General features: G+C 61.0%; 11 protein-coding genes. 2 read left to right on the plus strand and 9 right to left on the minus strand.

The genetic code is table 11. The annotated features are described in order from the left end of the window. The first annotated feature begins 22 nt into the window (after window positions 1-22). Window positions 23-1,525, plus strand: a complete 1,503-nt coding sequence (locus DXA43_RS05835; protein ID WP_117806531.1) for a hypothetical protein — start codon at window positions 23-25, stop codon at window positions 1,523-1,525. A 44-nt stretch (window positions 1,526-1,569) separates the two neighbouring features. Here DXA43_RS05835 and DXA43_RS05840 read toward each other — a convergent pair whose 3' ends face one another. The 4 genes from DXA43_RS05840 to DXA43_RS05855 form a co-directional block, all read right to left on the minus strand. Further along, window positions 1,570-2,922 (minus strand): ATP-binding protein, encoded by a 1,353-nt coding sequence (locus DXA43_RS05840; RefSeq protein ID WP_117806532.1) that lies wholly within the window; start codon window positions 2,920-2,922, stop codon window positions 1,570-1,572. Between the two features lie 158 nt (window positions 2,923-3,080). Next, complete coding sequence (locus tag DXA43_RS05845) at window positions 3,081-3,266, minus strand: hypothetical protein (RefSeq protein WP_233502909.1); 186 nt, start codon at window positions 3,264-3,266, stop codon at window positions 3,081-3,083. Window positions 3,267-3,397: 131 nt separating this feature from the next. After that, window positions 3,398-6,025 (minus strand): ATP-dependent chaperone ClpB, encoded by a 2,628-nt coding sequence (gene clpB / locus DXA43_RS05850; protein ID WP_117806533.1) that lies wholly within the window; start codon window positions 6,023-6,025, stop codon window positions 3,398-3,400. A 446-nt stretch (window positions 6,026-6,471) separates the two neighbouring features. Then, on the minus strand, window positions 6,472-7,143 hold the full coding sequence (locus tag DXA43_RS05855; RefSeq protein WP_147344729.1) for a hypothetical protein: 672 nt from the start codon (window positions 7,141-7,143) through the stop codon (window positions 6,472-6,474). Window positions 7,144-7,377: 234 nt separating this feature from the next. Here DXA43_RS05855 and DXA43_RS05860 point away from each other — a divergent pair, with 234 nt between their 5' ends. After that, window positions 7,378-8,046 carry a hypothetical protein gene (locus DXA43_RS05860; RefSeq protein WP_117806535.1) on the plus strand — a complete coding sequence of 223 codons (669 nt, stop codon included), beginning with the start codon at window positions 7,378-7,380 and terminating at the stop codon, window positions 8,044-8,046. Between the two features lie 271 nt (window positions 8,047-8,317). On the opposite strand, the gene DXA43_RS05865 is transcribed toward DXA43_RS05860, so the two are convergent. From DXA43_RS05865 to dnaK, 5 genes are all read right to left on the minus strand, one after another. Further along, window positions 8,318-10,618 carry a hydratase gene (locus DXA43_RS05865; protein WP_117806536.1) on the minus strand — a complete coding sequence of 767 codons (2,301 nt, stop codon included), beginning with the start codon at window positions 10,616-10,618 and terminating at the stop codon, window positions 8,318-8,320. 332 nt (window positions 10,619-10,950) lie between these two features. Beyond that, the gene (locus DXA43_RS05870) at window positions 10,951-11,367 is read right to left on the minus strand and encodes a heat shock protein transcriptional repressor HspR (protein ID WP_055250809.1); all 417 of its coding nucleotides are present in this window, start codon (window positions 11,365-11,367) and stop codon (window positions 10,951-10,953) included. Window positions 11,368-11,439: 72 nt separating this feature from the next. Next, entirely contained in the window at window positions 11,440-12,399 is a 960-nt protein-coding gene (locus DXA43_RS05875) for a DnaJ C-terminal domain-containing protein (RefSeq protein WP_117806537.1), read from the minus strand. 107 nt (window positions 12,400-12,506) lie between these two features. Further along, complete coding sequence (locus DXA43_RS05880) at window positions 12,507-13,349, minus strand: nucleotide exchange factor GrpE (protein WP_117776389.1); 843 nt, start codon at window positions 13,347-13,349, stop codon at window positions 12,507-12,509. Between the two features lie 2 nt (window positions 13,350-13,351). Then, window positions 13,352-15,244 carry a molecular chaperone DnaK gene (gene dnaK, locus DXA43_RS05885; RefSeq protein ID WP_055250813.1) on the minus strand — a complete coding sequence of 631 codons (1,893 nt, stop codon included), beginning with the start codon at window positions 15,242-15,244 and terminating at the stop codon, window positions 13,352-13,354. Window positions 15,245-15,351 lie beyond the last annotated feature (107 nt).

The following is a 15,351-nucleotide window of genomic DNA, read 5'->3' on the forward strand; positions in this document are numbered from 1 at the left end:
CGATATTGAGCTTGGGGGATATATGAAAGATGAGACGACAGGCCAAGAGGACGCGGCCCAAGATGCAGAAGCGTGTGCCGAGGCCCTGGAGAGCCTAGACCAGATCGCGCTGGCCGAGATTGCATTTGACGATTCGAGCATTGATGTGCAGGATGAGCCGGAAATCGAGGCGCAGCCCGATGATCAGGATGCAAAAGACGATGGCGCCGCGCCCACCGAAGACGAGGCGGGGCACGAGGAATCCGAATGTGAGGCCGACGACCAGACCGAATCCGATACGAGCGAGGAAACCATCTTGCTCGACAGCTTACCGACCGAGGATTCGCTGACCCGCGAGCTCCCCGGCCTAGGTTCTGCTCCTGTCGTGGACGAGACCATCGCCATGGGCGATATTCCCCTACCGTCCGTTCCTTCGGCACGCGAAGCCGAGGTTCGTCATCGCAAGATGTCGCCCAAGCGCCGCAACCTGATGGTTGCCGGCGTTGTGGCCGTCGCGCTCGTCGCCGGCGGCGCAGGCTACGCAGCCTGGAACGGATACCGGCAAGAGCAGGCTGCCATCACCGCCGCCAATGCCCACACGATGATGTCGGTGCAGATTGGCATACATGCCGCGGGACTCGACTGTTCCGCCGGCTCCAAGATTCCCGTACAAGTGAGTGGCCAGGATTCTGACGGATCCTCCGTGAGCGAAACACTCTATGTTGACGAGCACGGCCGTGGCATCAAACTGCTACCCGGTGACTACACGCTCTCCATCGCCGCCTCCCCCATCACGTCCGACGGTACCGTCTATACCGTGCCGACCACCAAGGCGCAGGTCACGATCAAGAGCGATGGGCAGGATTTGAGTGCCCAGGCCACCTTTAAGCTCAAGGTGCCTTCGGCCGACACGGTGACTGACGACCAGATCGATGCCGCCGCCAAGTATGCCGAAGAAGGCGGCGCGAGCTCTGCCGCCGCGGCAAAGATACTCCAGCAGGCGGCAATTACGCGCCGCGATGCCGCCGCCAACGCCGTAAGCGCAAGCGAGGCACAGTCCGCCCGTGATGCCGACGCCCGTCACAAGGCAACCGACCTCTACCAGCTCGATATCCCCGTCGAATGGTACGGCAAGGTCGAGACTTGGCAAAATGGCAGCACGCTGTGCATCTATCTTGCCGGCGACACGAACACGCCGATTGTGACGCTCGTCGCGGTGCGCGAGGGCGAGAGCTTTACGCCCGATGAGGGCGATACGGTTTTGGGTGCGGCCAACCTAGGCAACGGTTATACCGTCTACGCCAGCGGCCCCGTCTATCCGTACGTGGTGCCCCAGACCATCAACGGACGGACGCAGAATCCCGTGTCAACCTACCCCATGGACACGGCCATTGAGCTTGTCGAGCTTACGACCGGCAACCGCTACACCTATAGCCAGATCAAGAACGTACTGGTCGGCAAAGAGGGCAAAGCCGACGCCGCGACCAAACTCGAGACCGACTACCTCGCCCAGATTCTGATGCCGAGCATCAAAGCCCAGGACTAGCGGACCATGACACCTGAGTCCTGGCCTCGCAAATCCATAGACGATTAGGAAAGGAGCCACTTCCATGCGGGCACAGCATGTACCACGCCGTGTTTGCATGGAATATCGGCCTGCTCATCCATGGTAACGATTGCCGACTCGCCAAGATCAAACTGGGCCATCGCGGCATCGAGCGCGGCAATTTCGCGCTCGCGCGTTTTCTCGCTTGTCATATCCACACTTACCTGAATCAGGCCGTAAGCCTGCATGAGCAGTGCATCCCCAGCCACAAAGTCCACCTCATGGCTCTTGCTCTTCTCTTTGATCAGCAGGCGGCAGACCGATCCGATCCTCACCGCGGGAGTCCTTCTTCTTAGCGCGTTGAACACTGCGGTCTCGAGCCTCTGGCCCTGGTCCAATGCCGATGCGGGAGAGAATGCTCCAAACATCGCGGGATCGACAGCGTAGACCTTAGACGCAGACCGCATGTTATTTGCCAGTGAACGCGTGAACTCCGGCACGGAGAACAGCAGGTAGGCATCCTCATAATACTCAAGTAAGTCGCTGAGCGAATTACGACTGACGGGTATCTGCCTGCTCTTGAACTCGTTGTACACTTTGTTCACCGACAGCTCTCGTCCCGAAGATGCCATACACCGCGTTAGGAACAGCGATGCCAGGCGAGGGTTCTTGACGTCGTAACGCTCAACGACGTCCATAGCGACCGTTCGCGAAGCATATTCCTGTAGCAGCTGAATCGCGTCTGCGGGCGTCTGCTCAAGCGTCGCGATGAATCCCCCTCGTTCAAGATATCCGATCAGATGATGTCGAAGCAGCGCTGCATCGCTTGGGGAAAAGGTCGCATCTGGCTCGAAAACGCTCCCCGTCTTATATCGAACGTATTCCGAAAAACTCAACGGAAAAAGCTCTCGTATAAGAGAACGACCCCTGAACTCGCTCTTAAGTTCTGAGGACAGCATCTTAGAAGAAGATCCCGTCACATAGACGGTCGCTTTCTCCGTATCGACTACACGCCGCAGAAACGCACCCCATTCGGGAATTTCCTGGATCTCGTCAAAGAAAATGTAAGCGCCCTCGGTTCGAGCAGCAGGATGCAGCGCATAGAACGTGTCGAGCACGTCCGCCAGCAGCGATGGCTCATACGGGCGCAAGCGCTCGTCCTCAAAATTAAAGTAAAGCATCCGGTCAAGCTCGACGCCCCGGCCCCGAAGCCGCTGCATCTCCTGATACAGGCGATACGTCTTTCCACAACGGCGGGCCCCCACAACCACATTTACGATGTTGTCGCGCTTTGGCTCCTGTGGGTTTCCCAGATCAAGGTCTCGCTCAAAGACCTGTGGAACCCCCTGCTGTTCAAAGTCCTTTATTTTCTGGGCGATCAAGTCGTTGAATGCCATGATTCTCCAATCTTGCTCTCTAGCTAATCAAAATTATACCGATTCTTGATTAGCTAGAGAGCAAGATTACGTGCAACTTGATTAATAGAAAATCAAGTTTTGCTGTTACCGAGCATCAAGGTCCAAGACTAGCAGCCCGCGACACCCAAATTAGCTACTTAACGCCAGGGGTCAGCTTCGAACATTGGCTCGCGCTCGGGGCGGCGATCGCTGTAGGGATCGTAGCCGTCGTCGTCCTCGTTCTCGGCGCGGATGTAGGGATCGCGCGGCTTGGGTGCCGGCTTAGGCGCAGGCTTGGGTGCGGCATCGGTCGCCGGCGCGCTTGTCTTGATCTCGTCTTTCATCTGCATAGCTCCTTGCATCGCATCCGTTCAGCATCATCGATTGTCGCACGAAAAAGGGCGGCGGACCCCATTGGATCCGCCGCCCTTGGCGTTTAGAGACGGCTGGTAGATTTTAAGGCATGCCCAAAAGCCTACTCGGCGTCGGGGACCTCGTAAGTGGCCGCCGGCGTGTTGTCGCACACGACGGTAAAAGCACCGTCCTTGTCGACATCGACCGTCACCTGATCTCCCTCGCGCACCGTGCCGTCGATGATGGCGGCGGCGATGGCGTCCACGACCTCGCGCTGGACCAGGCGCTTGAGCGGACGGGCACCGAACACGGGGTCCAAGCCACCCACGGCGAGCATCTGCTTGGCCGCCGGGGTGATGGCAAGCGTCATGCGCTCCTTGGCCAGACGTGCGCGGACGTCGGCGAGCTGAATATCAACGATCTTTTCGATCTGCGCCATGCCGAGCGGATGGAACACCACGATATCGTCGATACGGTTGAGGAACTCGGGGCGGAAGGTCTGAGCCATGGCGGCGTCGACCTGATGGCGCATCTCCTCCTCGTCCTTACCGGACAGATCGGCGATGGGCTTGGAGCCCACGTTGGACGTCATGATGATAATCGTGTTCTTGAAGGACACCTGGCGACCCTGGCCATCGGTCAGACGGCCGTCATCAAGCACCTGCAACAGCACGTTGAAGACATCCGGATGAGCCTTCTCCATCTCGTCGAGCAAGATTACGGAGTACGGACGACGGCGCACGGCCTCGGTGAGCTGGCCGCCCTCGTCGTAGCCCACGTATCCCGGAGGCGCACCGATCAGACGCTGAACGCTGAACTTCTCCATATACTCGGACATGTCGATACGCACGAGCGCGCGCTCATCATCGAACAGGCACTCGGCCAGCGCCTTGGCGAGCTCGGTCTTGCCTACGCCGGTGGGGCCCAGGAAGAAAAAGCTGCCGATGGGCTTGTCCGGATCGGAGAGGCCCGCACGGCTGCGGCGCACGGCTGCGGCGACAGCGGAGACGGCCTCGTCCTGGCCGATGACGCGCTTATGCAGCTCGCCCTCCAAGCCCTTCAGCTTGTCGAGCTCGCCCTGCATCATCTTGGACACGGGCACGCCGGTCCAGGCACTCACGACCTCGGCGATCTCATCGGAAGTCACCTGCTCGTTGAGACCCTCGCCGTCCTGCTGCTTTTGCGCCTCGAGCGCAGCCTCGGAATCCTGAATCTGCTGTTGCAGGCCCGGAATCACGGAGTAGCGCAGCTCGGACGCACGGCCCAGGTCGCCGTTGCGAGTCGCGCGCTCCTCTTCGCTCTTGGCCTCGTCAAGCTGGCCCTTAAGCTCCTGCACGTGGTCGATGGCGTTCTTTTGGTTGAGCCAGCCGGCCTTTTGCACGTTGAGCTTTTCCTGGACCTCGGCGATCTCTTGGCGCAGGGCCTCCAGGCGCTCCTTGGAGGCGTCATCGGTCTCCTTCATGAGCGCCTGCTCCTCGATCTGCAGCTGGGTAAGCTGACGCGTGGTGGCGTCGATCTCGACCGGCATGCTGTCGAGCTCCATGCGCAGGCGGCTTGCGGCCTCGTCGACCAGGTCGATGGCCTTGTCGGGCAGGAAGCGGTCGGCGATGTAGCGATCGGAGAGGTCGGCAGCTGCCACGAGCGCACTATCGGTGATATGCACGCCGTGGAAGATCTCGTACTTCTCCTTGAGGCCACGCAGGATCGAGATGGTGTCCTCGACGGTAGGCTCGGAGACCATCACGGTCTGGAAACGACGGGCGAGCGCCGCGTCCTTCTCGATGTACTTGCGGTATTCGTCAAGCGTAGTCGCGCCGATCGCATGCAGGTCGCCACGAGCGAGCGCCGGCTTCAGGATGTTGCCGGCGTCCATGGAGCCCTCGGTGGCACCCGCGCCCACGATGGTGTGGAGCTCATCGATGAACAGGATGACCTTGCCCTCGGACTTCTGTACCTCCTTGAGCACGGCCTTCAAGCGGTCCTCGAACTCACCGCGGTACTTGGCGCCGGCGACCAGCGCGCTCATGTCGAGCTCGATGAGGTCGCGGTCGCGCAGGGTGCTCGGTACGTCGCCGGCCACGATTCGCTGAGCAATGCCCTCGACGATGGCCGTCTTGCCGACGCCCGGCTCGCCGATAAGCACGGGGTTGTTCTTGGTGCGGCGGGACAGAACCTGAATAGTACGACGGATCTCGTCGGTACGGCCGATGACCGGGTCGAGCTTGCCGGCGCGAGCCAGATCGCAGATGTTGCGACCGTACTGCTCCAACGCCTCAAACTGCGTCTTGTCCTCGGCAGACGTCACGCGGTCATCGCCGCGCAGTTCCTCGTAGACTTGCTCGATGCGCTCCTTGGTCACGCCGGCGTCACGCAGCACGCGACCCGCCTCACCCTTGTCCTCGGCAAGTGCCATCAGCAGATGCTCGGTCACCACAAAGCTGTCGCCCATCTTGGTGGCCTTTTTCTCGGCCTTCTCGATCACGCGAACGAGCTCGTTGGACAGGCCCATCTGCTGACCCTCGCCCGACACCTTGGGCGCATGGTCGATGGCATCTTGTGTGGAGCGTGCGAGCTGAGCCGGGTCGGCACCGATGCGCTCGATGATCACGGAGATATTGCGCTCGCCGGCACCGAGCAGGGCAGACAGCAGGTGGATCGGCTCCACCGCGCCGGCCTGTGCATCGGCAGCCGTGCTCATGGCGGTCTGCAGCGCCTCGCGCGACGTCATTGCTAGCTTATCGATTCTCATGGAATCACCTCTCTTGGGGCGGCCGCCCTACGGGGCGGCTTCACGTTGTTCGAGAAGTATTGTTGCCAGCTTTACGCGATCTTATACACAAATCTAAGTCTCTATATATAAGATTTTCTGAGTGATTGATGGATAGGGAGCAGGTGCGCTCACCCGCTACGGCCTCGTCCCCTTACTATCTCAATCTGTAACATCTAGCGGCTGTTTATGGCTCTAGATGTTACAGATCGAGATGAAATGACCAGCGCACCCGTTTATCTAAATCTGTAACATCTAGTCAGCAAATAGAGCTCTATCTGTTACAAATCGAGACGAACAGAAAACACCCAGATCAAAAATCTAAATCTGTAACACCAGGCCCACTTTTAGCGGCCAAGATGTTACAGATCGAGACAGACCGAAAACCACCACAAAGAGGACAGGCACCTTTGTGGTGGTCGCGGTTTCTACTCCTTCGCCGAACCCGTACTTCCCGATTCGACGGTCCAGGGCATCTCATCCTCGAACAGCCATGTACGGGCAGACCCACTATCGCGTGCAGTCTGCGGGTCAGGCAAGCAGGTCTGTTTATAGGCATCTTGGATACACTGACCCATAAAATCGTTGAGCTCGGTCTGGTCGCCCTCCATGACATAGGCGACATCGCCGTCCATGATGTAGATGCCCGGACCCTCATTGCCCTCGTAGCCCGGATCGTACGAGACATCACATAACTTTGCGCCGTTTGCAGTGTCCAGCTCGATGGAAGAGTGGCATCCGCCAACCATGTCGTTCGCTTTTGCCCGATAGGACGCATATCCGTACCAACGCTTAAATGTTTTGCCCTTGAGTAGCTCGGACGCCCTATCGATCAGGCTTGTATCCGTGGTATAGCGCATGGCCCCAAGCTGAATACGCGGATAATTGCTAATACCCAGCACAGCCGGCTGCTCATCAAAATCAACGGCAATGGTCTCGGGCTTGTCGTCGCCGGTCAGAAGTTCGACAGATTGAGTCACAGGCTTGACCACCGGCTCCGTCACCGCAGCAGGTAGAAATGCCATACCGACAGCGCCCGCGCCAACCACAGCGATCGCAAGCGCCAAGACAATCAATCCAATACGGGCAGAACGGCTCACGGCAAAACACCCCACAACGCAAACCTTCGCTACCTGCACTAATGATATCGCCAGCCAGCATTATTACCAAAAGAAGCCGCGCGCTCCTCACCACCACAAAGGGGACAGGCACCTTTGTGGTGGTTTTCGACGCTAACGGTCGACCATCTCGCGCCATGAGATTAAACTTGAATTGTTCTCTGAACATATCCATTTCTGCCTATCCTCAACAGATCTTTGTCTCGAGGAGCGCATATGAAGCCGTCTCATTCCACCGGTCGCAACGTCATCGCCATTCTCGCCATACCCATCGTGATGCTCTTCCTTATCGTCGCCACGCCCTTTTCCCTTGGCATCGCCTCGCCCTTCGATTTATGCGGAATGGTCGACGCCGGCTCGCGTGCCACCTCGCTCTCCTTTATCTGTCGCGGCGTGTTCTACGAAGATGGAATTCCCACCGGAATTTGGCGGTCAATGTTACCGCTGCTCGGAACGATTGACGGATGCTTCCCCCATTTCAGCCTTGAACCTCAGACGATGAATTATTTGATCGACGACCAGCCACTCGACTCCATCACCCTCGCTTACGACTATGCTCCAAACACCGATGAGCGGCACATGAACCAAGTCCTCGACAAACTGCTTGAACAGTGCGGGCTCACCGATGAGGTCGGCCGAACCGTCGACAGCGACCAGAAATTAAAGCGAACAGAACTCCGCCGCATTGGAAAAATCAGAGAGCGAGGCGGAGCTGCCTACTGGCAGGCCTGGGCGATACGCGACAAGAGCGAATTTGGGCACAGCACCTATATAGTCACTGTCTACACCAAAGACGGAATTAAGGACAATGTTGACGATTTCGCGTCATCCAAACTCGGCATCCCCAAAACAACCAAGACTCCCGGCTTGGATGAAATCCTGTAGGGACGCCCATTAACATGCCGCTCAACGATCACAACAACATCGAGCTCGTCCCCACCCCCACAAAGGGGACAGGCACCTTTGTGGTGGTTTTCGACAAAAAGAGGCCGCCCCGATAACAGGGGCGGCATCAAGCAAGTCTATTTTTGGCGTCCCTCAAGACCCAACGAGAACGCAGAAATGTAGCCCGGGGCTTACCCTTTCCCGAACGCGACCCTCGCGAAGCGCGTGAGCGAGCGGGAAAGGGTAAGCCCCGGGCGGACAATTAAGTGCGTTACTCGGCAGCGGCCTTGAACTTGTTGTAGTTGATCAGGCAGCCGGCCTTGACGATGGCACGCTCCTCGGCCGTCATATCGGCAATGTAGAGCTCAATCTGCTCGACCGCACCATCGGCGTGCACCACGTAGGCGGCGATGTCCTTCAGGTCGCCATCGAGCGCGGCACGGATACCCGGCACAAAGACGTAATCGCCCACCTCAAAGTTGGGCTCGGCCTCCATCTGGAAGGGCACCATGCCCCAATTCATCACGTTGGAGCGATAGCGCTTGGTGGCGTACTCGTGGACGATGTTGGCCAGGCCGCCAATTACGCGCTGGCAGCTCGCGGCCTGCTCGCGGGCGCTGCCGTCACCAGGCTTCTTGGCGTAAATCATGGAACCGAACTCGGTCGCCTTGGCATCGGCCGCGACACCCGCGCCGGCCAGCGCCTCAAACACACCGGCAAGCTCGGCATCGAACGCCGCCAGGTCGCCCGCGGACTCGCCGGCAACGCGACGCTTCTCCACAGCGTCGACCTCCTTGGAGCGACCCACGTAGGCCGGGTCGCGGCGGCTCAGCGTAAACTCAGCCAGGCCCAGCGGGTTGGAGCGGAAGGAGCTCGTCTCGCCCGAGGGAATGAGCTCGTCGGTCGTGGTGACCGGGTCCATGATCTTGGAGCAAACCTTGAGCAGGATGTCGTCGCCGAGCGGCTCCATCGCGGGCCACGGCTTGATGTTGGGGCCTTCGACCAGCTCGTCGGCAGGCTCCGCCTTGCCAAAGCCCCAGTACACGCGCTTCTTGTACGGCGCGTCGTCAAAGGTGTACTCGCAGGCCTCGTCCCAAGTGTCCTCGGGCAGGTCGGTCGCCGGCGTCAGGACGCCGCCGTTGGCAGCCGTTGCCGCAATGGAGCGGGCGTCCATCAGGGCCACGGCGCTCAGCTGGCCATTACCCGGCTTGGAACCCTCGCGGTTGGGGAAGTTGCGCGTGGTGTGACGGATCGAAAGGCCGTTGTTGGCGGGCGTGTCGCCGGCGCCGAAGCACGGGCCGCAGAATGCCGTGCGCACGATTGCGCCGGCCTCCATGAGGTCGTAGATGTAGCCGCGGCGTGTAAGTTCGAGCGCCACGGGCTGGCTCGTGGGATAGACCGACAGCGAGAACTCGCCGCAGCCGGTATTGGCGCCCTTGAGCACGCGGGCAGCCTGGACCACGGAGTCATAGTTGCCGCCCGAGCAGCCGGCGATAACGCCCTGCTGCACGTGCAGCTTGCCGTCGACGATCTTGTCGAGCAGGCTAAAGTGCGTCTTGCCCTCGCCGATCTTGGCGGCCTCGAGCTCCACCTCGTGCAGGATGTCCTCGAGGTTCTCGTTGAGCTCGTCGATCTCAAAGCCGTTGGAAGGATGGAACGGCAGTGCGATCATGGGCTTGATGCTCGACAGGTCGACCTCGACGCAACCGTCGTAGTAGGCGACATCGGCGGGCTTGAGCTCGCGATAGTCGTCGCCGCGGCCGTGCATGGTCAAAAACGCGTGCGTGTCCTCGTCGGTGGCCCAGATGCTCGACAGGCAGGTGGTCTCGGTGGTCATGACGTCAACGCCGTTGCGGTAGTCGGTCGTCATGCTCGCGATGCCCGGGCCCACAAACTCCATGACATTGTTCTTGACGTAGCCCTTGGCAAAGACGGCGCGAATGATGGCGAGCGCCACGTCGTGCGGGCCGACGCCGGGGCGCGGGGCGCCCGTGAGGTAGATGGCCACGACGCCGGGATAGGCGACATCGTAGGTGTCGCGCAGCAGCTGCTTTGCCAACTCGCCGCCGCCCTCGCCCACGGCTATGGTACCCAGGGCACCATAGCGGGTGTGCGAGTCGGAACCCAGGATCATCTTGCCGCAACCGGCGAAGTTCTCGCGCATAAAGGAGTGGATGACGGCGATGTGCGGCGGAACGAAGATGCCGCCGTACTTCTTGGCTGCGGAAAGGCCAAAGACGTGGTCGTCCTCATTGATGGTGCCGCCCACGGCGCACAGCGAGTTATGGCAGTTGGTGAGCACGTAAGGCAGCGGGAACTGCTCCATGCCCGAAGCGCACGCCGTCTGGATGATGCCGACAAAGGTGATGTCGTGGCTCGCCATGGCATCGAAGCGAATCTTGAGTGCCTCGGGGTCGCCCGACGTATTGTGTGCCTGGAGGATCGAATACGCGATGGTGCCGCGCTTGGCATCCTCGGGTGTCTGCGTAATACCGCGCTCGGCAGCCTCGGCCGCAGGCACAACCTCGCTGCCGCCGCGCAGGTAGATGCCGTCCTCGTACAGCTTGACCATACTGTCTCCCACTCTGCCCAAAAGATTTGGGCGCATAGCATACATTCGTTCAATATCGTGCCATAGAACGGTTGCGAGTGGGTTACGAATCTCTGCGTTCACTTTATCTCAGTAAAGCATAAGGCGAGCCGGGGGCGGGAAGACCGGTTTGGCGCAAGGAGTGTCCCCAAGTGCCGGCACAAAAGGAACGTCCCCAAGTGCCGAAATGACGAGAGTGGATAATCTCCCACTTTGAGCCTGCACATAGGCCAAAAACGGGAAATTATCCACTCTCATTCTGTGGGCACTCATTTAAGTCTGTCCCCAATGAGTGCCCGGCAGCGTCGGCGGAGCTATAGGTCGCCACCCGTACCTAGCAGTTTGCGCATAACTTGCTCGGGGTTGACCGAGCCGTCGCGCGGGGCCAGGGCGGTGATCTTCTTTTGCATCTTGTACTCGTGCAGCTCGTCCTCGAGCTGGCGCACGCGAGCACGGAGCTTTTCATTCTCGCGCTCGCGCTCCTCGGCACGCTCCTTCATATCGAGGATGCGCACCACGCCGGCAAGGTTGATACCCTCGTCGGTCAGTTGGTTGATGAGCTCCAGGCGCTCGATATCGGCACGCGAATACAGGCGCGTGTTGCCGCCCGAGCGCTGGGGGTTCACCAGGCCCTTGGACTCGTAGACGCGCAGAGTCTGCGGATGCATGCCGGTCAGCTCGGCCGCCACGCTGATCATGTACAGCGGTTTGTTCCTATTGTCCTCGGCCATGCTACCTGACCCCTTTCCGTCTCGTTATCGTCCATCATAAGCCTGCGGGCGTGGGCGTGCGCCGCGACCGCCCTAGTACGTCGCCTTGTAACGGTTGACCTTCTCGCGATAGTCGCGCGTGTCGACCTCGCGCAGCTTGGTCATGGCATCGCGTTCGTCATCAGACAGGTTTGTGGGGACCTGCACCTTGATCTCGACGAGCAGCGCGCCCGTGCGGCCACGGTGCTTAACGTCGGGCGCCCCCATTTCCTTAAAGCGGAACTTCTTGCCCGTCTGGGTGCCCGCGGGCACTTTCAAACGGACCGTTGCACCGCCGGGCGTGGGCACGTCCACCGTGCAGCCGAGCGCCGCCTCGTAGACCGAGACCGGTACCTCCATGGTCACGTCGGCGCCTTTGCGCTTAAACAGCGGGTGCTCCTCCACGTGCGTGGTCACGACCAGGTCGCCGCGCTCGCCGCCGGCAACGCCGTACTCTCCGCGACGCTTGTAGCGCAGCTTGCCGCCGTCGACCGCGCCCGCGGGCACTGAGACCGTAATGGTCTGCTGCTCGCCCGTCGAGGGAATGCGGTAGGTAACCTTGTGCGTCACGCCGCGAAACGCGTCCTCAGCCGTCACATCGACGGTCAGCGACAGGTCGCTGCCCTTGCGAGCACGGCTGCGTCCCGCGCCGGCATTACCCGCGGCCCCGGCAAAGCCCGAGCCCCAATCGCTGCCCCAGGCGCCGTTGCCGCTAAAGATGCTGTCGAAGATGTCGCCCCAGCCGCTGGCGCCCGCGCCGGCACCGTAGCCGCCGCCATACGCGCCGCCTGCGCCCGGCATGCCGCCAAACATGAGCATCTGGTCGTACTCTTTGCGCTTCTTCTCGTCCGAAAGCGTCTCGTAGGCCTCGCTGATCTCCTTGAACTTGGCCTCGTCGCCGCCGGCATCGGGGTGATATTTTTGCGCGAGCTTGCGAAACGCGCTCTTGATCTCTTTGTCGGAGGCGCTCTTGGATACGCCCAGGATGTCATAGAAGGTTTTGCCTGCAGCCATCGTAGCTCCTCTCCTGTTTCATCCGCCGCCCAGCGGGCGGCGGCTCATGCTTTCATATGGCACTAGGCCAGAAAGGGCCCCGGGTGTTGCCCCGGGGCCCTTCTCAATTACTCCTCGGTGCTCTCGGCCGTATCGGCCGAAGCATCCTCGGGCGCCGCTTCGGGCTCCGGTGCGGGGCGCTTCTCGCCACCGTAGGTCACCGTCACCATCGCGGAACGCAGGATGCGATCCGCCATGCGGTAGCCCTTCTGGTACACGTCGTTGACGGTCTCGTCGTACTGCGATGCGTCCTCGACGCGACCCACAGCCTGGTGCTCGAGCGGATCGAACGCCTCGCCCTTGGGGTCGATGGGCTCAACGCCCTCGTGCGCAAACACATCGAGCAGCTTGGCATGCACCGCATCAACGCCATCGACGAACTGCTTAAAGTCGTCGGCAAGCTCTTGGCTGCGGGCATGGTCGATCGCGCGCTCGATATCGTCGATTACCGGCAACAGCGCGGTGACAAGCTTCTCAGTCGCGCGGTCGCGCTCGGCGATGCGCTCGTTGGCGGTGCGGCGACGGAAGTTCTCCCAGTCGGCCTGCAAACGGGCGGTGCGCTCGGTGGCGTCCTTCGCCTTGTCCTCGGCAGCCTTCTGAGCCTCTGCCGCAGCATCGAGCTCGCTGCGCACGTCGGCAAGCTCCTTTTGGGCCTGCTCGAACTTGAGCTTAAAGTCGTTGTCGGCGGCTTCCTCACCGGCGCGGATAGCGGCTTCCACCATCTCGTCCTCGGTCATCGTCGCCTCCTTGTTGGAATCCTCTACCTGGTTCTCGGCAGCCTCGGCGGCCTCGGCCTCGTTGGCCTCGGTATCGTCGACGGCCTCTACGGGAATCTTCACGTCCTTCTCCTCAGAGTCAACGGGGGCGGCGCCAGCGGCAGCCGCCTCCGTGCGAGCTTTACGGGCGGACATGATTACTTGTCCTCGTCGTCCACAACCTCGTAGTCGGCGTCGACCACGTCATCGTCGGCAGGCTGGGCGCCGGCGGCACCGTCGGTCTGCTGCTGAGCGTCGGCGTAGACAACCTGGGCCAGCTCGTAGGCCACGGACTGCAGGGACTCGCCAGCGGCCTTGATGGCCTCGACGTCAGAGCCCTCGAGCGCCTTCTTGGCGTCGGCGATAGCGGTCTCGGCCTTGGACTTCACATCGGCGGAAACCTTGTCGCCCAGCTCGTTGAGGGTCTGCTCGGTGGAGTAGCACAGGCTATCGGTCTGGTTGCGGACCTCGACCTCCTCCTTCTGCTTCTTGTCCTCCTCGGCATGGGCCTCGGCGTCCTTGACCATGCGATCGACTTCGTCGTCGGACAGAGCGGTGGAGCCGGAGATGGTGATCTGCTGCTCCTTGCCGGTGCCCTTGTCCTTAGCAGAGACCTTGACGATGCCGTTGGCGTCGATGTCGAAGGTGACCTCGATCTGCGGCACGCCGCGGCGGGCAGCCGGGATGCCGGTCAGCTGGAACTTACCGAGCGACTTGTTGTCGCGAGCAAGCTCGCGCTCGCCCTGGAGCACGTTGATCTCGACGCTGGTCTGGTTGTCGGCAGCGGTGGAGTAGACCTCGGTCTTGGAGGTCGGGATCGTGGTGTTGCGGTCGATCATCTTGGTCATGATGCCGCCCATGGTCTCGACGCCCAGCGACAGCGGGGTAACGTCGAGCAGCAGGATGCCCTCGACGTCGCCGGTGAGCACGCCGCCCTGGACGGCAGCGCCGTCGGCAACGACCTCGTCGGGGTTCACGGACATGTTGGGCTGCTTGCCGGTCATGGTCTTGACGAGCTCCTGGACGGCGGGCATACGGGTGGAGCCGCCGACGAGGATGACCTCGGTCAAATCGGAGAGCTTAAGCTTGGCGTCACGCAGGGCGTTGGTGACAGGCTGCTTGCAGCGCTCGAGCAGGTCGCGGGTGATCTTCTCGAACTCGGCGCGGGTCAGCGTGTAGTTGAGGTGCAGCGGGCCGGACTGGTTCATGGTAATGAACGGCAGGTTGATGGTGGTCTGCTGGGCGGCGGAGAGCTCCTTCTTGGCGTTCTCGGCGGCCTCCTTCAGACGCTGCAGGGCCATGGGGTCCTGACGCAGGTCGACGCCGTTCTCCTGCTGGAACTTGTCGGCCATCCAGTCGATGACGCGCTGATCCCAGTCGTCGCCGCCCAGGTGGTTGTCGCCCGAGGTGGACAGAACCTCAAACACGCCGTCGGCGAGGTCGAGGATGGAGACGTCGAAGGTGCCGCCGCCCAGGTCGAAGACCAGAATGCGCTGGTCGGTGCCCTGCTTGTCCAGGCCATAGGCCAGAGCAGCAGCGGTCGGCTCGTTGACGATACGCTTGACGTTGAGGCCGGCAATCTTACCGGCGTCCTTGGTGGCCTGACGCTGGGCGTCGTTGAAGTAGGCCGGGACGGTGATGACGGCGTCGGTGACGGTCTCGCCCAGATACTTCTCGGCGTCGGCCTTCATCTTTGCGAGCGTCATGGCGCTCACCTGCTCGGCGGTATAATCCTTGCCCTCGATATCGACGACGGCACGGCCACCCTGGCCCTCCTTGACCTCATACGGCACGGTCTTGATCTCGGAGGTGCACTCGGAGTACTTGCGGCCCATGAAGCGCTTGATGGAGAACACGGTGTTCTTGGGGTTGGTGACCGCCTGGTTCTTAGCGGCCTTACCCACGACGCGGTCGCCGTCAGCACGGAAGCCCACGACAGACGGGGTGGTGCGGTCGCCCTCGGCGTTCACGATAATGGTCGGAGAACCGCCCTCGAGGACGGCCATTGCGGAGTTAGTAGTACCAAGGTCGATACCAAGAATCTTACTCATTAGAAATTCCCTCTCTCTTTTGCGTTCGCGCCGCCTCGACGATCTGTCGCGCGGCGCTTCGGCTTGTCTTTCAGGATGTAGTGTATCCCCTTATGGGCCGGAATATA

Source organism: Collinsella sp. OF02-10, from assembly GCF_003463445.1.
GTDB lineage: Bacteria > Actinomycetota > Coriobacteriia > Coriobacteriales > Coriobacteriaceae > Collinsella.